Source organism: Phaeodactylibacter luteus, assembly GCF_007993045.1.
Taxonomy (GTDB): domain Bacteria; phylum Bacteroidota; class Bacteroidia; order Chitinophagales; family Saprospiraceae; genus Phaeodactylibacter; species Phaeodactylibacter luteus.
The window spans coordinates 1-19,836 of record NZ_VOOR01000039.1; the positions used below are offsets into that span (position 1 = coordinate 1).

Genomic DNA, 19,836 nt, shown 5'->3' on the forward strand with positions numbered 1-19,836 from the left:
AAATTGATGATTGTGAAATTGTCCATGATTTTTAATTTTTACTTGGTACAGCTTGTTTGTTGAGTTGTTTGAATATGAAATTTGGGGCAAGGCGGCTCATGAGTTTTAGTTGTTTAGAAATCCCAGGTGTGATTTCTTCTTTTCCGTTTGTAAAATCTCTCCAAAAGATATCGGCCAATTTTTCAGGAGGCATGGGTTTTAAATTATCGTCTTCGGCAATGTCCGCTCCGTGTGCCAAGGGGGTGTCAACGACAGGGGGCAACAATTCAACTACCCTTATATCGTGTAGCTTTAGCTGAGGCCTGATGGACAGTGTCCAAAAATGTAAAGCCGATTTTGTACCTGAATAAACTGGTGCCTGAGCAAATGGCACATAAGCCAATCCCGAAGAAACATTGACCAAAGTTGCGTTCTTGCTTTTTTTAAGCAGGGGAAGGAAGTAATGCAATATCCTGATGGGCGAATTGTAGTTGATTTCAATCTCCTGCATTTGTTTTTGCAGGTCGTTGCTTTCATTTCCTGAATCTACTAAATTCATTATGCCGGCATTGTTGATAAGGACATCAATGGCGCCAAATTTTTGTTGAACATCATTTGCCAACGTTCTCACTTCTGCATCATCTGTTACATCACTTTGGTAGATATGAATTTCAGGGTTTTCTTGTTTTGCCTTTTCGAGCTTGCCAAGGTTCCTACCTGTAATGAGAACGGTATGGTCATGGGCTAAAAACTTTTTGGCTAAGGCAAGCCCAATACCTGACCCGCCGCCTGTTATCAGCACTTTTAGATTGGATTGTTTCATTTAGTAATTTTAGTTTAAAGTGATCCTGAATTGAGCAGTTGGGTATGAAACCAAAGCATCAAGGCAGTTGGAATTAATTCAATTAGGATAAGAAAAACGAGAAAGGGGGTTACAGGGTAATTGATCAGTGCAGCTGCTCTGACAATGCCGCCAATGAAAACAGCAATCATCAAAAAGCGGAACAAGGCTGTTTCAGAAGGATTCAGAGCCACAAAAAAGAACGCCAAAGATGTAGCCATCCAAATGGCGGCCACATAGCGATGATTGTTATCTGTAAGCGGATCCGTTGCGGCAGGGTTGTATTTTGCTGTGGTGCCGATGTATCCTGTGACAGCAGCAATAACCCCATATAGTGCTAGGAAAACACGAATGAATAGGAGCATTATCAGGGCGTTTTAGAGTTTGGTTTGAGAAAGCAATAGGCAGCAATAATGATGGGGATGGCAAAGGGGATATGTTTTAAGATATCGCTTGCTCCTGCATTGGGGACGAAGCTGCCCCAAACGAACAGGTCTACCACAATCACCAACAAAAGGGTTGTTAAGTGGAAGTAACCCGCCAGCCTGAATTGTCTAAAGGAGATTGCCAGCAAAACGAAAATGGGCGGAAGGGCATCGCCAACGGCTTTGAATATGGCCAGGATTTTTGCGAATCGTACCGCAGCATCTGAGTCGGGGGGTATCGAGAATGAACCTTCTGCCGCAGCAGGGTGTACTATCCAAAAAGTGCCAATCCCAATCAGCATGACAGCGGATGTTATACTTGGCCAAATGCCAATCTGTATGCCTTTTGGCTGGCTCTTAAAGGCTGAAAATGCGGTTTGTCCCATTTCTTTTGTTAACTTTACTACTAAATCAGTAGCGAAAGTAGCCAAAAGTTCTTATTACTACCAAATAAGTAGCAAAAAAATGAAAAACAATTTTCGCTCAGACTGTCCAATTGCCTGTACCTTAGACATATTAGGTGACAAGTGGTCGCTTTTGATAGTCCGGGATATGTTAGTTCAGGGGAAGAGGACCTTCAAAGCGTTCTCCAGTTCTCCAGAGGGGATTGCTCCAGGCATTTTGTCTTCAAGGTTAAAATGGTTAGAGGAGAACAAGCTGATAACGAAGCAGAAATTGCCTGATAATAAAAAAGAAAATATTTATCTGTTAACGGAGAAAGGTATTGCTATTGCTCCTATTATCACAGAAATCATATTATGGAGTAGTGCAAATCTAGATATGCAAAATACAGTTTCAGGAATGATCAAAGATAAATCAGCATTTACTGAGGAAGTTCAAAATAATTACAGGCAGATTGTTCGTTCGCTAATAGGCTGATTGGGTTGCCGCCAGAACGGTATATGGCGCAATAAACTAAAAGGGCAAAGAGCCTTTCAGGGTTTTGTTGCTATTGAAAATCAAAGCTTTAAAAGCCTGGGATCTGCGCTAGGTTTTCGTTTAGCCCGCTGAACGCAAATTTAGCGGCTTCGGCAGAAGCCTGCCGGTCATGTTGGCCCAGCAGGAGGGTAGGGGCCCTTTGCTTTCAGGGCTAAAACGCTCCAAATAAGCTCTTAAACCCCTTCGCAGCGCTAGGCCAATGATCATCAGAAGAAACAGCAGCAAAGCCTAGAGAGCTGCCTAGTACGCGAACCGAGGCCCACAGGCTTTCGGTAGCAGTGCGAGCGGCGCACTGTGGCCCGGTCTATGCGTCAGAGCGGTCTGCCCGATTGTAAGTAAGGCTTTAATATTTGCAATGCTCTTCAATGTTTTCCTGAAAATACAATTTCCTGTTTGTTATATCAAAAGCACACAAATGGCCTAGCCCATGGATTTTGCTCGCTGAGCTGTAGGCTCCACAATCAATGTTTAGGATTTTTTTCTCCTCAAAGCCATTCAGCTGTTCTTCAATTTCCTGACGTGTTTGTGGTGTATGGCCATGAATGATCTTCCTGTTTTTCAGCCAGCCATAGTCAACATTGCCATACCAGTCTCTTATCCATAGTAGATCTTCAGTATGTTCTAGGGGGTTTTCGAAGTCAAAATTTATACCTGCATGGACAGCAATAAAATCATCATCCATGATGTAATAAGGCAAGTTCTTGCAAAAATCTATATACTGAATTGGAAGTTCAGTCAAGTTTTTTATGCCAAAACTGTTTTTCAGTTCTTCATCAGCCATATCATGCCAACCTTTGACGGTTTCAGCATTATGGTCATATATTAGCATTTGTTCATGATTGCCTCTTATTGGATATACGCGGCAGCCCTTTTTCTTCAAATTTACTATTTCGTCAATTACACCTTTCGAATTTGGGCCTCTATCAACATAATCTCCAAGCAGGTATAAGGTATCTGATTCAATATTGAGATTGATCTGATCTAGCAGTTTCAGAAAAGTAGCTAAACATCCGTGGATATCCCCAACTAGTATTTTTCTTTCCATTTTTCTTTTCCTTACTTAAACTCAAAGGAATACCTGCGCGGGCGCAAACCAGATTGTCGTTTTATTGGGGGGCCTGCCCCTGCCAGCAGGCAGGGGCAGGCCCCTTCCTTGCGGAGGGGGCAGGCCCAAAAGCAAGCAATATTCGGATATGTAGCCGGGATTGGGTGTGCTGCGCTGAACGGGAGGTGGGCTGCAACTAGGGTGTGTTCTTCGTTTGTTTGCTATAGGTAGCTCGATTTGGGATGAAACGAAAACAGCCCCTCCGCAGAGGCGGAGAGGCTGTTTAACAGTTGAGGTTGGGAGCGGATTCGAACCGCCGTACGAGGTTTTGCAGACCTCTGCCTAGCCACTCGGCCACCCAACCCTTTTGCGCTATCTGAAAGCGGAGTGCAAATATAAACCTTTTTTTAATTCAGCATAGAAGTTTGCCGGCAATATTTTTCCAGAAAGGTTTCAGTAATTATCAACCCGGGAAAGGCAGTATGAGTTCAATACCTTCCCCGGGTTTTTTCTTAGGGCTGTCTAGCGGACGAGCACGACCTCGCCAGATTCTTCGATGACTGTGCCGGAGGCTTGGACGATGCGCAGGGTATAGCCATAGGAGCCGGTGTTGGCCAGCTCTCCATCGGAGGTGCCGTCCCATCCTTTGCCAGGCTCTTGCGTTTCAAAAACCTGGCCGCCCCAACGGTTGTAGATGGTGAGCTGGTAGGCGGTAGGCACGCCAAATTGGAGAAAAGGCTGAAAGGTATCGTTGCGGCCGTCCCCATTGGGCGAAAAGGCAGTAGGGATGTATACCTTGGCTTCTTGTACAGCGCAAGCCAGATTGGACCGGCTGACGACTTCTACAGAGAGGGTGTCGTTGAGGTCTACGGTAGCAGTGGCTTGGGCGAAGTAGCAGGCCTGCACTTGCCCGGGGTCGTTGAGGTTGATGACGTCAGTGGCTCCAAAGGTATTGGGGCCGAAGCTGCCAATATCGGTGGTGGTGCCATCTGGCAATTGCCGGAAGATGCGGTAATCCTGTACGACCCCCAATCCGTTGGTATAGGGGGTCCATGTTATGGTGTTCTGCCCGTTCTGTGCGTCTACAGCGAGGAAGATGGTAGATACTTGGTTGGAAGTGGTGGGTGCCCCGCAGACATCGGTAGCGACGATCTGATAGGTGTAGCTGCCTGTGGAAGGGGCGGCCGCGGCATCTGTATAGGTGTTGTTGGGCATGAGGGGCGGCGCGGTGGCCTGTGCGTCCACGTCTGTGAACCCACTGCCATTGAATGCCCGCTGCACATTGTAGGCAGCGAGTGCAGCATCTGGGTTCCAGGCCCAAGTCACCTCGATGCCGTTTGGAGAAACCGTTGCGTTGGTGGCGGCGAAGGTGGTCAGGCCCTCAGTGACCACGGCTTCCACGCACAGTTCCGGAGAGCTTGCCGTATTGCTGCCGTTGGCCTGGTTGGCAACTATGGCAAAGCAGTAGGTGCCGGAGGTGTTCACCCCGTTGAATGCGGCAGCTGTCTCGCTTCCGGCAACGGTACTGGCGAGCAGGCGGGTGCCGTCAGGCGCAACCTCAAAGATGTCATAGGAGCCCACGGGCCATCCCTCATAGGGCGTCCAAGTGAGCGCAACGGATCGTTGGCAGGGGTCTACAGCGCCGTCCGCTGCAAGTGTCATCGTGGTATGGGGCGGGCTGACGAGGCTTTTGTTGCCACAGGCATCTATGGCTTCGATGAAGTACGTTTCCTGCCGGTTGAGGGGGTCGGCGGTATTGTCTGTATAAGTGGTATTGCCGAAAACGGTGTCGAGGACAATTGTGCCCATGCCGGGCTCTTGCCTGGAGACGATGTACCCGACGACTTCGGGGGAGGCGCTCGCTTCCCACGAAAGGACAACCGCAGTGCCCGATACGGAGGCAGAAAGGATAGGGGATTGCAGGGGGATGAGGTTGTCGAGTGTGTCTGAAGAAAGGGCCGGCTCCCCGGGGCAGTCAGCATCCGTTTGGAGATAGTAGTACCAAGTGCCTGCACCTGCGTTGTTGTGGAAGAAGAATTCCTGTGCAGGGTCGGTCACTGTTCCAATAAGGCTGTAAGGCCCGGCTTCATTTTGGCTGCCAAACACCAGATAGGCGTTGAAGGGGCCGCAGTTGTTGACAGGGGCTTGCCAGCTCAGGGTATCGTTAGCGACACAGATCAGCTCAGGGGCATTGACCTGTGCTTGTGCCGGCAATGCGGTGAAGGCGAGGGCAAGGCCCAGTGTGAAACGGAAAAAGGCGTTAATGTTCATGGTTTATCTTTTGTTCAAACTGTTCTTCCAATACTTCCATAGGGTAGCGGCGGTGTAGGGCATAGCTCAGTTCCATGCCCGGGCCGATCTGCTTGTCGTAGTAAACCAGCCCGAGCCCTTTTGCATAGACCTCCCGTCCGGCATATTGCTGCTCGAAGACGCCATTTTGGTCGTACTCCAAAAGCTCTTGTACAGAAAAGACGACGGCGTCTAGATTTTCCCCCAGCACGGCCACAACGGTATCCTTGAGGTAGCGCCGGTTTTTGGTAAGTGTAATGACCGCACCGCTGTCCTGAGGCGGCGACCATTGCAGCTGATAAAGGAATACGCCATTGGAGTCGGTCACTTCAAAAGGGAAGGCTGCGCCTTGCAGCACGTCCACCTCTGTGCGGTCCTGCAGCCCGCTGCTGTCTGCCCGGGCTTCATAGAGGAAGACATCCTCTACCAGCATGCCGTTGCTGACGAGCTCCTCCCGCACAATCTGACGGGGGATGAGGTCATGTTCGTAGTAGGTGCCGGTGAGGTAGATGCCGTCTTCCCTGAGGTAAGAGCGGTAAAACCAATAGATGGGCGTAAGGGAGTCGATGGCAACGGGCCGGTATTCATAGACCAGGCCGTCTTCCAGCTGCTTGAGCGGGAGGTAGTAGTCCCGTATGTCCTTGGGGCTGCCGCTTTGACAAGATGGCAGGGGAGCTACAGCGAAAACAGCAGCTGCTGCCAATATTGGAAATATACTCCGCTTCATGGTTCTGACGTTGAAGAAATTGCAGGGTTGCTAATAAGGATAACGGGCAGAGCGGTTTTCAATTGCACCTTGGTGCCCGTCAGCCCTGCTGTCTGTCGCATAGCGCAAACCGGTTGGTGCTTTGGGCAGCACAGCAGTTGCCAGTTTTTATCCATATTGCATACAAGCAGCAACCTTAGCCTGTTCAGAATGTTGTAAAAAACAGTTGGCAGCTAAGGCCTTAAGCCTGCTCCCCCATGATTTGGGCTGCCTCCCAACGATGCCCGCCTCGTGCCAATTTGGCACAGTGTGTAGCCTTGGTATAATATGTGTGTAGAAAAGTTTGGGCAAGTGCCAGCAGCGCTCAATGCTTTCTGAACAACCTACACGCGTGCTGACGGTTCATAGCCGCAAATATATTTATCTTTGGCACAACTTTAGCCAACTAAAATTGGAAATTTTCATATATGTTTCAGTCAATAGCAAAATCCCTGAAGAAGGTATTCGGTACCAAACAGGAGCGCGACGTCAACACCTACACGCCCATTGTAGAAGAGATCAACGAGATTTTTGAGGGGCTTTCCAGCCTTTCTAATGACGAGCTGCGCAACAAAACCCGCGAATTCCGCACTCGGATCGCAGAGCACCTCTCTGGTATCGATAAGGATATAGCCGAAGCCCGAGCCGAAGCCAATACCGAAAAAGACATTTACCGCAAGGAAGAGCTCTTTGCCGAAATCGATAAGCTGCGCGAAGAGCGCGATCAGCATCTTGAAGAAGTGCTGAAAGCCATATTGCCCGAAGCTTTCGCGGTAGTGAAAGAGACCGCCCGGCGGTTTTCCCAAAATGAAACTTTGCGCGTGGCCGCTACCGAGCACGACCGGGAGATGGCGGCCAACCCTAAAAAGGGCTATGTCCGCATAGAAGGGGAGGAGGCTGTCTGGAACAACTCTTGGACGGCAGCTGGCGGCGAGGTGACCTGGAATATGGTCCACTACGACGTACAGCTGATCGGCGGTATGGTGCTCCACGATGGCAAAATCGCGGAGATGGCTACGGGCGAGGGCAAGACCCTCGTGGCCACCCTTCCGGCCTACCTCAATGGTTTGTCTGGCAAAGGGGTGCACGTGATTACCGTCAACGATTACCTGGCCCGGCGGGATGCTGAGTGGGTGGGCCCTATATTTGAATTCCTCTTTTTGACCATCGACTGTATCGATAAGTACCGCCCGCACTCTGATGAGCGGGTGAAAGCTTACCAATGTGACATCACTTACGGTACGAACAACGAGTTTGGCTTTGATTACCTGCGCGACAATATGGTGCGCTCCCTGGATGAACGGGTGCAGGGCAAGCACCACTTTGCCATGATTGATGAGGTCGACTCGGTATTGATCGACGACGCCCGTACCCCATTGATCATTTCTGGCCCTGTACCTCAGGGCAGCGAAGATCAGGAGTACATCGCTCTGCGCCCTTCTGTTGAAAAACTCATCGCTGCGCAGCGCAAAATGGCGACAACCTATTTGGCAGAAGCCAAAAAGCTCTTCAATGAAGGGAAGACTGGCTATCAGGAAGGGGAAGCGGGCATGGCGCTGCTGCGTGCTTACCGCGCACTGCCCAAATACCGGCCCCTCATTAAATTCCTGAGCGAGGACGGTGTGAAGGTCAACCTCCAAAAAGCGGAGAACTTCTACATGCAGGAGCAGTCCAAGAATATGCACATCGTGGATGAGCCCCTGCTGTTCACCATCGATGAGAAAAACCGGAATGTGGAGCTGACGGAAGCTGGCGCTGAGTACCTTTCTAAAGGGACAGACGACCCCGAGTTCTTTGTCATGCCTGACTTGGCCACTTCCATGGTTGAAATCGACAACAACGATCGCCTAAGCGAGGAGGAGAAGCAGACGGAAAAAGCCAACCTCAGCCAAGACTTCGCGGTCAAGTCCAAGCGCCTACACTCCATCAGTCAGCTGCTCAAGGCTTATACGCTGTTCGAGAAGGATCAGGAGTATGTGGTGATTGACGGGCAGGTGAAAATTGTAGATGAGCAGACGGGCCGTATGATGGAAGGCCGCCGATATTCCGATGGGCTGCATCAGGCCTTAGAGGCCAAGGAAAATGTAAAGGTGGGGGACATCACGCAGACCTACGCCACTGTCACGCTGCAGAACTACTTCCGGATGTACCACAAGCTGGCGGGTATGACGGGCACAGCAGAAACCGAGGCGAGCGAGCTTTGGGAAATCTACAAGCTTGATGTCGTGGTCATCCCTACCAACAAGCCTATCGTGCGTGATGACCGCGAAGATTTGGTATTCAAGACCGCCCGCGAGAAGTACAATGCAGTGATTGAAGAAGTGGTACAGCTTACACAGCGGGGGCAGCCGGTATTGGTTGGTACCACTTCGGTAGACATCTCTGAAAAGCTGAGCCGTATCCTGAAGCAGCGCGGCATTGACCACAACGTGCTCAACGCCAAGCAGCATCAGCGCGAAGCCGAGGTAGTTGCCGAGGCGGGCAAACCGGGCAAAGTGACGATTGCCACCAACATGGCCGGCCGGGGTACCGACATCAAGATTTCGGAAGAAGTCAAAAAGGCAGGTGGCTTGGCGATCATCGGCACAGAGCGGCACGATTCCCGGCGGGTAGACCGTCAGTTGCGGGGGCGTGCAGGCCGTCAGGGAGACCCCGGCAGCTCTCAGTTTTACGTTTCCCTTGAGGACAACCTCATGCGCCTTTTCCAATCTGAGCGGATAGCCAAACTGATGGACCGCATGGGCCACGAAGAAGGCGAGGTCATTCAGCATTCTATGGTGACGAAGTCTATCGAGCGTGCGCAGAAGAAGGTAGAGGAGAACAACTTTGGCATCCGTAAGCGCCTGTTGGAGTATGATGATGTCATGAACATACAGCGGGAGGCGATTTACAAGAAGAGGGACAACGCCCTTTCTGGGGAGCGCCTCTCTGTTGACCTGAACAATATGTTCAAGGCAATGGTAGAGAACCTCGTGGCTGCTTACCGCGCCGAGGACAACTTTGAGGGTTTCCGCCGCGAAGCGATGAGCCTCTTGGCATTTGACCCACAAATGGATGCGGCGGACTTCCGGGAAGCGGCAGAGGAGGAAGTAAGCGCTCGTATCCTAGAGCAGTTCGAAGTTGCGTATTCCCGAAAAACAGATCGGGTGATCGAGGCGCTGATGCCGTTTTTTATTGAAAAACACGAGGAGCGCAATCAGATCAAGCGCATCATGATCCCGTTCAGCGACGGGCGTTCCAAGGCATTGGCTGTGACGGCTGAGCTGGAGGAGGCGATTCAGACCAAAGGCGAGTCTATCCGGCGGGATATCGAAAAAGCGGTAACGCTGGCGATCATCGACGAGCGCTGGAAGGAGCACCTCCGGTCGATGGATGAGCTCAAGGAGTCGGTTCAGGCCGCGTCCTTTGAACAGAAAGACCCGCTTGTCGTCTACAAAATGGAGGCTTACAACCTTTTCGAACAGCTGATTTTTGAAATCAACGAGCAGGTCACTTCCTACCTAGCTAAGGGGACGCTCGTCTTTTCGGATGGCCGGACCTTGGAGCAGGTGCGGGAGCAGCGCACGGACTTGAGCAAGGTGCAGACGAACCGCTCGGCAGAGGAGCAGGCCGCGCGCTCAGCCGCAGAGGGCGTCAGCCGCAGGCCAAAGCCGCAAACGATAGTCCGCTCTGAGAAAAAAGTAGGCCGGAATGACCCTTGCCCATGTGGCAGCGGCAAAAAGTTTAAGCAGTGCCATGGCCGCTAATGTGCTGATGGCTAGCTGTTAAAGGAGCGCCCGGGCCTTTTTTAGGCTCCGGGCGCTCTTTGTATTGGCGGAAAGGGCTGCCGGGTTTAACAGTTTGGCGGTGCCGCCCGGGCAGGTGAAGCCGGATTTTTGTGATATATTGCGGGTTGAACAGATATAATTCCATTAGAACAAACCCTGAATACCACGATGAACTTGAACAGTTACATCGATCATACCCTGCTCCGCCCAGATTGTACGACCGATGACATTGAACAACTTTGCACAGAGGCTAAGGAGCATCAGTTTGCAGCGGTCTGTGTCCCCCCTTTCTTTGTCAAGCTGGCTGCTGAGCTGCTGGAAGACAGCCCGGTCAGGATTGCTACTGTAGTAGGCTTTCCCATGGGGTACGCTTCTACGCCTGCTAAGATAGAGGAGATCAAGAGAGCCATAGACGAAGGGGCGGACGAAATTGACGCTGTGCTCAATATCTGTGCCCTCAAAGCAGGCAATATCAATTATCTGACCAATGACATCGATAGCATGATTACTGCTACCCATCTCAAGGGTAAGCAGATCAAGATCATACTGGAAACTGGCCTGCTGACGATGGAGGAGGTAGAGCAGGCTGCGCAGATCTGCTTGGACAAGGAAGCAGATTTCCTCAAAACATCCACGGGCTTCAACGGGGGAGGTGCTACCTTGGAAATGGTCAGCTTCCTAGGCCGCCTTGCCGGCGGGAAAGCCAAAGTGAAGGCTTCCGGGGGCATCCGTACCCGTGAAGATGCCCTAGGGTTTATCGAAGCCGGCGCACAGCGCTTGGGCACTTCCTCTGGGCTGAAGCTCATCGGGGCGGTGTAGCCTTGCTGGCAGCAGAGGGATTTGTCGTATATTTGTGTTCTTATAGCCCGCCGGGCTACTTCCCGGCATAAAGTCTAGTAAACCAAATGTGACTGCCATGCGATACCTTCCTGCGCTCATTGTCAGCCTAATTTCTTTGCTCAGCCTGCCCGCTTTCGGGCAGCGCAACATCATTATTGAAGCGGACAAGCCCATTGCTCAGATGATGGCCCGCTACGCAGAGATCAACAAAAGCAAAAAACTGGTAGAAGGCTGGCGGGTGCAAATCCTGGCCACCCCTGATCGTCAGCGCCTGGAAACGGTCAAGCAGTCGTTTCAGTACCGTTACCCCAATGTACCTGTAGACTGGGAGCATGCCAAGCCCTACTACAAGCTCCGTGCTGGGGCCTTTAGCTCTAAGGTTGAAGCGATGCGCCTCAAGTACATCCTCGAAAAAGACTATCCTGGCATATATCTCGTTAAAGATGATCAGATTACCCCTCGCGAACTGATTAGCACAGGGGGGTACTGAAAAGGATGATATGCGGAGAAGAAGACAACAAGCTGGTGTGGGCGGCGCAGTGCTGGGCCGTATAGACTGGATGACATTCTGCCTTTTTCTGGGGCTCGCTGTCATTGGCTGGATGATGATTTTCTCAGTCAGCTATGAAGAGTACCGTCAGTTGGGCCCTTCCGGTTTCCTGAGCACTTCCGCTGGGAAGCAAGCGATCTGGCTGGGCATCTGCGGGGGCATCTTTGCGTTCATCATGCTTTTTGATCATAAATTTTGGCAAACCTTCGCCTATCCTGTCTACGCCTTCAGTATGCTGATGCTGGTGCTGGTGTTGTTTTTGGGGACGAATATCAAGGGGGCCACCTCTTGGTTCTCCTTCGGAGGGTTTTCCTTTCAGCCATCTGAGCTGGCTAAGTTTGGGACCTGCCTGGGCGTTTCTGCTTTCCTGAGCGCCTACAGCACAGACCTCCGCAATGCACGGGCACAGCTGACCGTCTTAGGGCTCCTGCTTGTGCCCATGCTGTTGATCCTGCTTCAGCCGGATGCCGGTTCAGCTTTGGTCTTTACGTCCTTCCTGGTCGTCCTTTTCCGGCAAGGCCTTTCCTCTACTTATTATATCGTAGGCGGGCTGTCCATCATGCTATTGATTCTGGGGCTGGTATTCCCGCCCCTGCCCATCATGATCGCCCTGGCGCTGTTGGGCACTGCAGTGTTGGCCTATCAGCTGCCCGCTCAGTACAAGGGGTATGCCCTTGGAGGAGTGGCAGTGCTTGGGGCTGGGAGCTACTTCTTGTACGGGCTAGACTACGGCTGGCATGTGCTTGGCGCACTTGCTGTGGCCTTCCTCGTGGCGGCATTTGCTGCTTATCAGAACCGGAACGGGCGCCTGGCTTTCCTGTTGGCCATCTTTCTGTTGGCGGGCAGCGGGCTGGCCTACGCTGCCAGTTATGGGTTCAATCAAGTGCTGAAGCCGCATCAGCAAGACCGGATCAACGTTTGGCTGCAGCCTGAGAAATGTGACGAAAGGGGCTCCCTCTACAACCTGGCGCAGTCCAAAACAGCGATTGGTTCGGGCGGGCTTGAGGGCAAAGGCTTCCTCAACGGCACGATGACCAAGCTCAATTATGTGCCTGAGCAGTCTACCGACTTTATTTTCTGTACCATTGGGGAAGAGCAGGGCTTCATAGGCGCTATGGGCATTGTTGTCCTCTTTTTATTGCTGATGCTGCGCATCACCGTGCTGGCAGAGCGGCAGCGCTCCGCTTTTGCCCGGAATTATGCCTATTGTGTAGCTGGCATCGTGTTCATACACGTATTCATCAACATTGGGATGACAATGGGGCTGATGCCGATTATTGGCATACCTTTGCCGCTGATCAGCAAGGGGGGGTCTTCCCTGCTCGGCTTCACCCTCATGATAGCGGTATTGCTGAAAATGGACAAGCACCGCATGCGCGCCTGATGGGGCGGCTTTTTCCAAGTAAAATAACCCACTGCCTGTGTTTTCATATACGCTGCAAAAGACTGCCACCGACTGTGGCGCCCGTGCCGGGCAAATTGAGACCGCTCATGGGGTTATCCAAACCCCTATTTTTATGCCGGTGGGCACCCTGGGCACAGTGAAGGGCGTGCATCAGCGAGAGCTTGCCGAGGACATCCGAGCTCAGATCATTTTAGGGAATACTTATCACCTTTACCTCCGCCCGGGGCTTGATGTATTAGAAGGGGCTGGCGGGCTGCACGCTTTTAATGGCTGGAAGAAGCCCATACTGACGGATAGCGGCGGGTACCAGGTCTACTCCCTTAGCGGGCAGCGCAAAATAACGGAGGAGGGCGTTACCTTCCGCTCCCATATAGACGGCTCCAAGCACTTTTTCAGCCCTGAGCGCGCTATAGATATTCAGCGCAGCATAGGGGCCGATATCATCATGGCTTTTGACGAGTGCCCCCCCTATCCTTGCGATTACCGCTATGCCAAAGACTCCATGCACATGACCCACCGTTGGCTCAAGCGCTGTATGGCGCAGATGGGAGCTACCTCCGGGCGTTATGGGTATGAGCAAACGCTGTTCCCCATTGTACAGGGCAGCACCTACCCCGATTTGCGGAGGGCTTCCGCCGAAACTATTGCCGAGGCGGGGCAGCCGGGTAATGCCATTGGCGGGCTTTCGGTGGGGGAGCCAGCTGAAGATATGTACGAGACCACAGAGCTGGTATGCGGCATCCTGCCCAAAGAGAAGCCCCGCTACCTCATGGGGGTAGGTACGCCAGACAACATCCTCGAGTGTATTGCGCTAGGAGTGGACATGTTCGATTGTGTGCTGCCTACGCGCAACGCTCGCCATGGGATGCTCTATACTGCTCAGGGGGTCATCAATATCAAGAATGCAAAATGGAAAGAGGACTTTAGCCCTATCGACGAGCATACGCCATGTTTTGCCAGTCAGCAGTACTCTAAGGCTTATGTGCGCCACCTGATGCACACCAAGGAGCTCCTGGGGCCACAAATTGCCAGCTTGCACAACCTTAGTTTTTACCTTTGGCTGGTAGGGGAAGCCCGGAAACACATTCTGGAAGGGGATTTTCTGCCTTGGAAAAACCAAATGGTTAAGCAAATGCAAAGGAGGTTGTGATGGGCGCCAACCAGATTGTCGTCTTTTTTGGGGGCCTGCCCCTGCCCGACGGCAGGCGCCGCTATGCTCCGGGGCTCGCTGCCCGCTCGGCCCCTCGCCCTACAGGCGTCGGGTCTGGCCTTCGGCCACCCCTGCGCAGCGCTAGGCCAATGCCAGGCTAGAGCCTGACAACTTAGGATTTTTGAAAATATGACGCCGCTATTTTTTCGGCTGCCGAGACAAAAAACGTAGGCATAGCCTACACGAAGCGTGGGGATAAGGGGCTCCACGATGAAGTCGGCGAGGCTTTTTGGCGAAGAGAGACGGAAAAAGAGCAAGTCAGAATTCATAAATTCTGGGTTGTCAGGCTATAAAGCCCGAAAAGCACAAACACCTGCGACATTTTGGTTCACGGCCGTTGTGATTGTGCTGCTTTTCTGCCAACTTTGCGGGGCATTTGCCCTAAACCAATGCGAACATCCTCCATGCTGAAGCTACTAGACCGGTACATCATACAGAAGTTTTTGAGCACTTTTTTCTTCACTGTGCTCATCTTCACGATGATTTCCGTGATTATCGACTTCAGCGAAAAGGTGGAGAAGTTCATAGAGAGCGATATCACCCGGTACGAGATTTTTGTCATGTACTACCCGGGGTTTATTATGTTCATTGCAGGCCTGCTCTGGCCGCTGTACACGCTCATCGCGGTTATCTTTTTCACCTCCCGCCTGGCCTACAATTCTGAAATCATCTCCATTTTCAATGCAGGAGTAAGCTTCCGGCGCCTTATGCAGCCTTATCTGCTCGCTGCAGCCTTCATCGCTGGGCTGCACCTTATCGGCAACCACTTCCTCATACCGCTTGGCAACAAGAACCGGCTCGATGTAGAGCATGCGTATATCTGGACCAATAACGACAAGGGCAAGACACAGGATGTCCACATGTTCGTGGCCCCGGAAACCAAGGTCTACATCAACTATTACCGGAAACGGGACAGTACGGCCAGGAAGTTCCGCATGGAGCAGTTCAAAGATGGGGAGCTGGTGTACCTGCTCAAAGCCAATACCGCAGAATGGCAGGGGCCTCCCAACCGCTGGAAGCTGAGGAATTACGAGATACGGACCTTCGATGGCATGGATGAAGAGCTCATCCTTGGCCGGGGCAATGAGCTGGACACGGCTTTCAACCTGACTCCGGAAGACTTTGTCGATTACAAGGAACAGCATACGATGATGACGTCTGTGGAGATTCAACAGTATATTGCTGCACAGCAGGCAAGAGGGGTGGGGAACACCAAGAAGTATGAGATCGAGTTCCACCGCAGGAGCGCTGAGCCGTTCACCATTTTTATCCTTACCATCATTGGCATGTCTATCGCTGCCCGGAAAGTGAGGGGCGGTATTGGGCTGCACCTGGCTATGGGGGTTGGCATAGGGGCGCTGTTTATCTTTTTCTCCCGTTTCGCGGTCGTCTTTGCTGCCGGGCAGGTCATCCCGGTCATTGTGGGGATATGGGCGCCCAACGTCTTGTTCAGCCTGGTAGCCGTCTATTTGACGCGCAATGCGCAGATGTAGCGCTTAACGGGCGCTGGCACAAGGCTGCCGTAAGCGCTCCGCTTTCAATTGTTTTACGGTATCGGACTAGCGCTGCGAAGGGGTGGCAAGCCCGGTAGGGCCGAGCGAAGAGCGAGCCCCGTAGCATAGCGGCGCCTGCCGTCGGGCAGGGGCAGGCCCCCTCGCATCCTGTAGGGGCAGGGCAAAGCAATCCGTTTGTTGAACAATAGCCGTATTTATGTTTAACAACATCCCTTCGGGCGGCCTTCTGCGCCCATTCTGTTTAATAAAAGTATGAAATCAGGCAGGCGCGATTCCACAAAAAAGCATTTTTTTCATTTTTTTTTGAAAGTTGCAAATAAATGATCATTTACGACATTTTACACAATGATTTGTTTATCAATAAGTTGTGAAATGAATTCTTGAATGTGGTCACATCTTTCCGGTTTTAGAGGGCTGCTAGGGGTATGAAATGTTGTATTTTGTTTAACTATTGGTTATCTTTGATTCAACAGGAGTTAAAGCATTCATACACAAAAACAGTTCAGCCATGTCTGCCAACGAATTTTACGCCAAGTTTGACCAAATGTCAGTTCTGTTGAACTCATTTGCATACAACCTGACCAAGAATACAGAAGACGCAAAGGACCTTTTTCAGGAAACGGCCTTCCGCGCATTGACCAACCGCGACAAATTCCGCCCCGGGACGAACTTCAAGGCTTGGCTCTTTACCATCATGAAGAACATCTTCATCAACAACTACCGCAAGAAGGTGAAAGCCAATACCATCATGGACTCTACCGACAACATGTACTACATCAACTCCGGCAGTGTTGTCATCTCGAACAAAGCAGAATCTAACATTATGATGAAGGAGCTCACCCGCATGATTGAAAGCCTCGATGACAGCATCAAGATCCCCTTCCTTATGCACTACCACGGGTACAAGTACCAAGAAATAGCTGATCACCTGGAGCTTCCGCTGGGCACGGTCAAGAGCCGTATCTTTTTTGCCCGCAAGGAGCTGAAGGAGGTTATTGGCAAGCGCTACGAAAGCAGCAAAGAGCTCCGGCAGCGGATGTAAAGCTGTATTGGCAAGGCTGGCCAATTCACGATATTTTTTGTCTGGCAGATGCCAGGCTTTGACCAAATAAATAGCAACGGTTGTTCAACCTGCCCGGTTGGCAACCGTTTTTTTATGGTGCTATCCGGATGAAGATCAGTTTATGAAGCAAGAGAAACTCCACTTTTTTACTGAGCGGCTTGCAGCGTGGTTTGCAGGCAACCACCGGCCACTGCCCTGGAAAGGGGAGCAGGACCCCTACCGGATATGGCTTTCCGAGATCATCTTGCAGCAGACCCGTGTAGAGCAGGGCATGCCCTATTTTGAGCGCTTCTGCCGTGAGTTCCCTACGGTGGCCGATTTGGCCGCTGCCCCGGAGGATGCCATCATGAAAGCATGGGAAGGGCTGGGGTACTATTCCCGCGCCCGCAACCTACATGCTGCTGCCAAATATGTGGCCTATGAGCGTGGCGGGGTTTTCCCTGCCACTTATGAGGGCATCCGGCAGCTGAAAGGGGTGGGCCCTTATACTGCTGCAGCGATCGCTTCCTTTGCCTACGGGCTGCCCTATGCGGTTGTAGACGGGAATGTGTACCGGGTCCTTTCTCGGTTTGGCGGCATAGCTGAGCCTATTGATTCTGCTGGGGGTAAAAAAACATTTGCGCAGCTGGCGCAGCGCGCACTGGAAGTGGCCCCTCTGCCTCCGGGCAGCTATAATCAGGCGATTATGGACTTTGGGGCGACCCACTGCAAGCCCAAGGCTCCTTTTTGCACAGATTGCCCGCTAAGCCGTGAATGTTCAGCTTTTCAGAAGGGTAAAGTGGGCCTGCTGCCGGTTAAGGAGAAGAAGATCAAGCGCAAAAAACGTTTCTTCCATTACCTGGTGGCCAACTATGGGGCAGAAGTATTGATACATAAGCGCACCGGGCGGGATATATGGCAGAACCTGTATGAGTTTCCCCTCTTGGAATGGCCAGAAGCGGCTGCTTCCGAAGAACAGATCCGGCGAAGCGCGCCTTGGGCAACACTCATTGGAGACCGGGGGGCGGTCGTCCGGCAAGTCTCTCCACCACAGCAGCAAGCCCTGACACATCAGCAAATACAGGCTGTCTTTTGGGAAGTGGAAGTGGAGGGGCCGCCGCCCGCCGCCTCAGAATTAGGCCCCTTCATCCGGGCCGAACGGAAAAACTTAAGTAAATTTGCCTTCCCGAAAATCATAGATTGTTATTTAGGCGATAATTCGCTATATTTAAAATTGGTCTAGCCAAAACGGCTGGCCCGCTTATCTGTAAAGAACTAAAACCAGCTTATGGTCAACCGCGTCATACTTATTGGCAACTTGGGGCAAGACCCCGAAGTGCGCCGGCTAGAAAACGGAGCAGCTGTCGCCAAACTCCGCTTGGCAACCAATGAGAATTACAAGGACAAGTCTGGCCAATGGCAGACCTCAACCGAGTGGCATGATGTCGTGGCTTGGCGTACTCTGGCCGAGCGGGCAGAAAGCCAACTGACAAAAGGGGCTCAAATCTATGTGGAAGGCAAGCTCACGCACCGGGTCTGGGAAGACCAAGATGGCAATAAGCGCAAAACGACGGAAGTCGTAGCCAATTACTTCCGGATGATCGGAGGACGGCGGGAGGACAGCAGCGGCTCCGGTGGGGGCTATTTCCCTTCTCCTGAGGACGAAGGCCGCACTGCGGGCACTATGCGGCCTCCATCTAGCGAAAGCAGCGAGCCTGCTAAGCAGGCGGCGGCTGATCCCGGCGCAGATGATGGCAGTGCAGATGATGACTTACCTTTCTAATGCTTCTCTGGCGCGCTTAAGCTGATTTCCCCTTGGAACCGGAACCTGGCCCTTTACTTGTTGCATTTGACCCTGCCTTGCTGTTGCTGAGTACGGGCGCCTCTGGCCTGTGGCTGGGCGCAATGGGCATCTTAGTCCTCTTGGTTTCTTCTGCTTTGATCTCCGGCTCTGAAGTAGCTTTTTTTTCACTGAACTACCGGGATTACGACCGGCTGGGGCAGGAAGGTACGGGCAGCAGCAAAACCATTCTGTGGCTGAAGGAAAAACCAAGGAAGCTGTTGGCCACTATCCTCATCAGCAATAATTTCATCAATATTGCGATTGTCATACTTTCAGACTTTGTGCTGAAAGCTGCTTTGCCGGAATCGGTTTTCAATGAGTGGGCATCCGCTTTGTTGGGGTGGTTTATAGAGCCTGGTGCTGAGCAGGTAGCCTATTGGGGCAAGGGCATCAGCTTCTTCATTACGGTAGTGGGGGTGACCTTCCTCTTGGTCCTCTTTGGGGAAGTGGCGCCCAAAGTCTACGCCCGCATCAACAACTTAAAGCTGGCCCGCCTTATGGCCCGGCCCTTATCTTTTCTAATGCAGGTGTTCCATCCGTTCAGCAGTGTGCTGGTCAACTCTACGAAGCTTTTTGAAGCTCGGCTTGAGCGCTCTGCTGTGGGCGGCAATACGAGCCGTGCGGATATCGATGAGGCGATAGAGCTGACGGTCAGCCAAGAAAAAGGTGCTGGGCAGGATATTGATATCCTTAAGAGCATTGTCAAATTCGGCGATGTGACGGTCAAGCAGATTATGCGCTCCCGGGTCGATGTCGTAGCCGTGGATTTCCGGATAGGGCTGAGCGAACTCCTGGAAGTGATTCAGGAGTCGGGCTATTCTCGCATCCCTGTTTACGAAAACGACTTCGACAACGTGACCGGCATCCTTTATGTAAAGGACCTGCTAGGCCATCTGCAGGACCCGGACGATTTCGAGTGGCAGGAGCTCATCCGCCCCGATGTGCACTACGTGCCGGAGGCTAAAAAAATCAACGATCTGCTGAAGGAGTTTCAACGGGAACGATTGCACATGGCGGTGGTGGTCGATGAGTACGGCGGAAGCTCTGGCATAGTCACTTTAGAAGATATCATGGAAGAGGTGATTGGCGAGATCAAAGACGAATTTGACGACGAGGTGGAGGTCGTCTACAAAAAAATAGACGATTTCAATTACCTGTTTGATGGTAAAACCCTGCTCAATGATGTTTGCAGGATTGTAGGCATTGATACGAACACTTTTGATGACGTCAAAGGGGAAGCAGACTCCCTGGCGGGGCTCATCCTGGAAATTAGGGGGCAAATGCCCAAACCGGATGCAGAAATCGTACAAGGCGCATACAAATTCAAGGTCGTAGCCGTTAATAAGCGCAGGATTGAACAGATTGTGGTCACCCTGCCAAAGGGGCCATTCAATTAAAATAA

Annotated in this window: 17 protein-coding genes and 1 tRNA gene; 11 read left to right on the forward strand and 7 right to left on the reverse strand. The window is 51.8% G+C overall.

All coding sequences use genetic code 11. The features are described from left to right. Positions 1 to 31 precede the first annotated feature (31 nt). Genes FRY97_RS16075 through FRY97_RS16085 form a run of 3 tightly spaced genes read right to left on the reverse strand, consistent with a single transcriptional unit; the run spans position 32 to position 1,547 of the window. Positions 32 to 802, reverse strand: a complete 771-nt coding sequence (locus tag FRY97_RS16075; protein ID WP_147168585.1) for an SDR family oxidoreductase — start codon at positions 800 to 802, stop codon at positions 32 to 34. 14 nt (positions 803 to 816) lie between these two features. Beyond that, entirely contained in the window at positions 817 to 1,185 is a 369-nt protein-coding gene (locus FRY97_RS16080) for a DUF4345 family protein (protein WP_147168586.1), read from the reverse strand. A 2-nt stretch (positions 1,186 to 1,187) separates the two neighbouring features. Further along, a complete protein-coding gene (locus tag FRY97_RS16085; RefSeq protein ID WP_147168587.1) occupies positions 1,188 to 1,547 on the reverse strand; it encodes a hypothetical protein in 360 nt (119 codons plus the stop codon). On the opposite strand from FRY97_RS16085, the gene FRY97_RS16090 reads away from it, so the two are divergent. Continuing rightward, complete coding sequence (locus tag FRY97_RS16090; RefSeq protein WP_246141770.1) at positions 1,546 to 2,124, forward strand: winged helix-turn-helix transcriptional regulator; 579 nt, start codon at positions 1,546 to 1,548, stop codon at positions 2,122 to 2,124. The genes FRY97_RS16085 and FRY97_RS16090 overlap by 2 nt on opposite strands. Before the next feature lie 403 nt (positions 2,125 to 2,527). Here the strand turns inward: FRY97_RS16090 and FRY97_RS16095 are convergent, their stop codons facing one another. The 4 genes from FRY97_RS16095 to FRY97_RS16110 all read right to left on the reverse strand — a co-directional run bounded on the left by FRY97_RS16095 (position 2,528) and on the right by FRY97_RS16110 (position 6,245). Next, positions 2,528 to 3,229, reverse strand: a complete 702-nt coding sequence (locus FRY97_RS16095) for a metallophosphoesterase family protein (RefSeq protein ID WP_147168588.1) — start codon at positions 3,227 to 3,229, stop codon at positions 2,528 to 2,530. Positions 3,230 to 3,522: 293 nt separating this feature from the next. Further along, a tRNA-Cys gene (locus tag FRY97_RS16100) sits at positions 3,523 to 3,593 on the reverse strand. A 158-nt stretch (positions 3,594 to 3,751) separates the two neighbouring features. Further along, on the reverse strand, positions 3,752 to 5,500 hold the full coding sequence (locus tag FRY97_RS16105; protein WP_147168589.1) for a T9SS type B sorting domain-containing protein: 1,749 nt from the start codon (positions 5,498 to 5,500) through the stop codon (positions 3,752 to 3,754). Continuing rightward, complete coding sequence (locus FRY97_RS16110; protein WP_147168590.1) at positions 5,490 to 6,245, reverse strand: hypothetical protein; 756 nt, start codon at positions 6,243 to 6,245, stop codon at positions 5,490 to 5,492. Before FRY97_RS16110 ends, FRY97_RS16105 begins: the two co-directional genes overlap by 11 nt. Before the next feature lie 446 nt (positions 6,246 to 6,691). Here FRY97_RS16110 and secA point away from each other — a divergent pair, with 446 nt between their 5' ends. The 10 genes from secA (at position 6,692) to gldE (ending at position 19,831) form a co-directional block, all read left to right on the forward strand. Further along, on the forward strand, positions 6,692 to 10,009 hold the full coding sequence (gene secA, locus FRY97_RS16115; RefSeq protein ID WP_147168591.1) for a preprotein translocase subunit SecA: 3,318 nt from the start codon (positions 6,692 to 6,694) through the stop codon (positions 10,007 to 10,009). Between the two features lie 189 nt (positions 10,010 to 10,198). Continuing rightward, positions 10,199 to 10,849 (forward strand): deoxyribose-phosphate aldolase, encoded by a 651-nt coding sequence (gene deoC / locus FRY97_RS16120; protein ID WP_147168592.1) that lies wholly within the window; start codon positions 10,199 to 10,201, stop codon positions 10,847 to 10,849. A gap of 97 nt (positions 10,850 to 10,946) precedes the next feature. Then, positions 10,947 to 11,360 (forward strand): SPOR domain-containing protein, encoded by a 414-nt coding sequence (locus tag FRY97_RS16125; protein WP_147168593.1) that lies wholly within the window; start codon positions 10,947 to 10,949, stop codon positions 11,358 to 11,360. A 10-nt stretch (positions 11,361 to 11,370) separates the two neighbouring features. Then, positions 11,371 to 12,804 (forward strand): rod shape-determining protein RodA, encoded by a 1,434-nt coding sequence (rodA, locus tag FRY97_RS23000; RefSeq protein ID WP_147168594.1) that lies wholly within the window; start codon positions 11,371 to 11,373, stop codon positions 12,802 to 12,804. 37 nt (positions 12,805 to 12,841) lie between these two features. Next, complete coding sequence (gene tgt, locus FRY97_RS16135; RefSeq protein WP_147168595.1) at positions 12,842 to 13,975, forward strand: tRNA guanosine(34) transglycosylase Tgt; 1,134 nt, start codon at positions 12,842 to 12,844, stop codon at positions 13,973 to 13,975. Positions 13,976 to 14,424: 449 nt separating this feature from the next. Then, on the forward strand, positions 14,425 to 15,528 hold the full coding sequence (locus FRY97_RS16140) for an LptF/LptG family permease (RefSeq protein WP_246141772.1): 1,104 nt from the start codon (positions 14,425 to 14,427) through the stop codon (positions 15,526 to 15,528). Between the two features lie 529 nt (positions 15,529 to 16,057). After that, positions 16,058 to 16,591: an RNA polymerase sigma factor gene (locus tag FRY97_RS16145; protein WP_147168596.1), complete on the forward strand. Its 534-nt coding sequence runs from the start codon at positions 16,058 to 16,060 to the stop codon at positions 16,589 to 16,591. A gap of 142 nt (positions 16,592 to 16,733) precedes the next feature. Beyond that, on the forward strand, positions 16,734 to 17,834 hold the full coding sequence (gene mutY / locus FRY97_RS16150) for an A/G-specific adenine glycosylase (RefSeq protein WP_147168597.1): 1,101 nt from the start codon (positions 16,734 to 16,736) through the stop codon (positions 17,832 to 17,834). Between the two features lie 45 nt (positions 17,835 to 17,879). Next, positions 17,880 to 18,374, forward strand: coding sequence for a single-stranded DNA-binding protein (locus FRY97_RS16155; protein WP_147168598.1), 495 nt, complete (start codon positions 17,880 to 17,882; stop codon positions 18,372 to 18,374). A 32-nt stretch (positions 18,375 to 18,406) separates the two neighbouring features. After that, complete coding sequence (gldE, locus tag FRY97_RS16160) at positions 18,407 to 19,831, forward strand: gliding motility-associated protein GldE (protein WP_246141775.1); 1,425 nt, start codon at positions 18,407 to 18,409, stop codon at positions 19,829 to 19,831. Positions 19,832 to 19,836: the final 5 nt, after the last annotated feature.

Excerpts from the sequence above, each read along its gene's own strand:
- FRY97_RS16075 (WP_147168585.1), bottom strand. The coding sequence starts at position 802 with ATGAAACAATCCAATCTAAAAGTGCTGATAACAGGCGGCGGGTCAGGT.
- FRY97_RS16080 (WP_147168586.1), bottom strand. The coding sequence starts at position 1,185 with ATGCTCCTATTCATTCGTGTTTTCCTAGCACTATATGGGGTTATTGCT.
- FRY97_RS16090 (WP_246141770.1), top strand. The coding sequence starts at position 1,546 with ATGACAGCGGATGTTATACTTGGCCAAATGCCAATCTGTATGCCTTTT.
- FRY97_RS16085 (WP_147168587.1), bottom strand. The coding sequence starts at position 1,547 with ATGCTGATTGGGATTGGCACTTTTTGGATAGTACACCCTGCTGCGGCA.
- FRY97_RS16095 (WP_147168588.1), bottom strand. The coding sequence starts at position 3,229 with ATGGAAAGAAAAATACTAGTTGGGGATATCCACGGATGTTTAGCTACT.
- FRY97_RS16105 (WP_147168589.1), bottom strand. The coding sequence starts at position 5,500 with ATGAACATTAACGCCTTTTTCCGTTTCACACTGGGCCTTGCCCTCGCC.
- FRY97_RS16110 (WP_147168590.1), bottom strand. The coding sequence starts at position 6,245 with ATGAAGCGGAGTATATTTCCAATATTGGCAGCAGCTGCTGTTTTCGCT.
- secA (WP_147168591.1), top strand. The coding sequence starts at position 6,692 with ATGTTTCAGTCAATAGCAAAATCCCTGAAGAAGGTATTCGGTACCAAA.
- deoC (WP_147168592.1), top strand. The coding sequence starts at position 10,199 with ATGAACTTGAACAGTTACATCGATCATACCCTGCTCCGCCCAGATTGT.
- FRY97_RS16125 (WP_147168593.1), top strand. The coding sequence starts at position 10,947 with ATGCGATACCTTCCTGCGCTCATTGTCAGCCTAATTTCTTTGCTCAGC.
- rodA (WP_147168594.1), top strand. The coding sequence starts at position 11,371 with ATGCGGAGAAGAAGACAACAAGCTGGTGTGGGCGGCGCAGTGCTGGGC.
- FRY97_RS16140 (WP_246141772.1), top strand. The coding sequence starts at position 14,425 with ATGCGAACATCCTCCATGCTGAAGCTACTAGACCGGTACATCATACAG.
- FRY97_RS16145 (WP_147168596.1), top strand. The coding sequence starts at position 16,058 with ATGTCTGCCAACGAATTTTACGCCAAGTTTGACCAAATGTCAGTTCTG.
- mutY (WP_147168597.1), top strand. The coding sequence starts at position 16,734 with ATGAAGCAAGAGAAACTCCACTTTTTTACTGAGCGGCTTGCAGCGTGG.
- FRY97_RS16155 (WP_147168598.1), top strand. The coding sequence starts at position 17,880 with ATGGTCAACCGCGTCATACTTATTGGCAACTTGGGGCAAGACCCCGAA.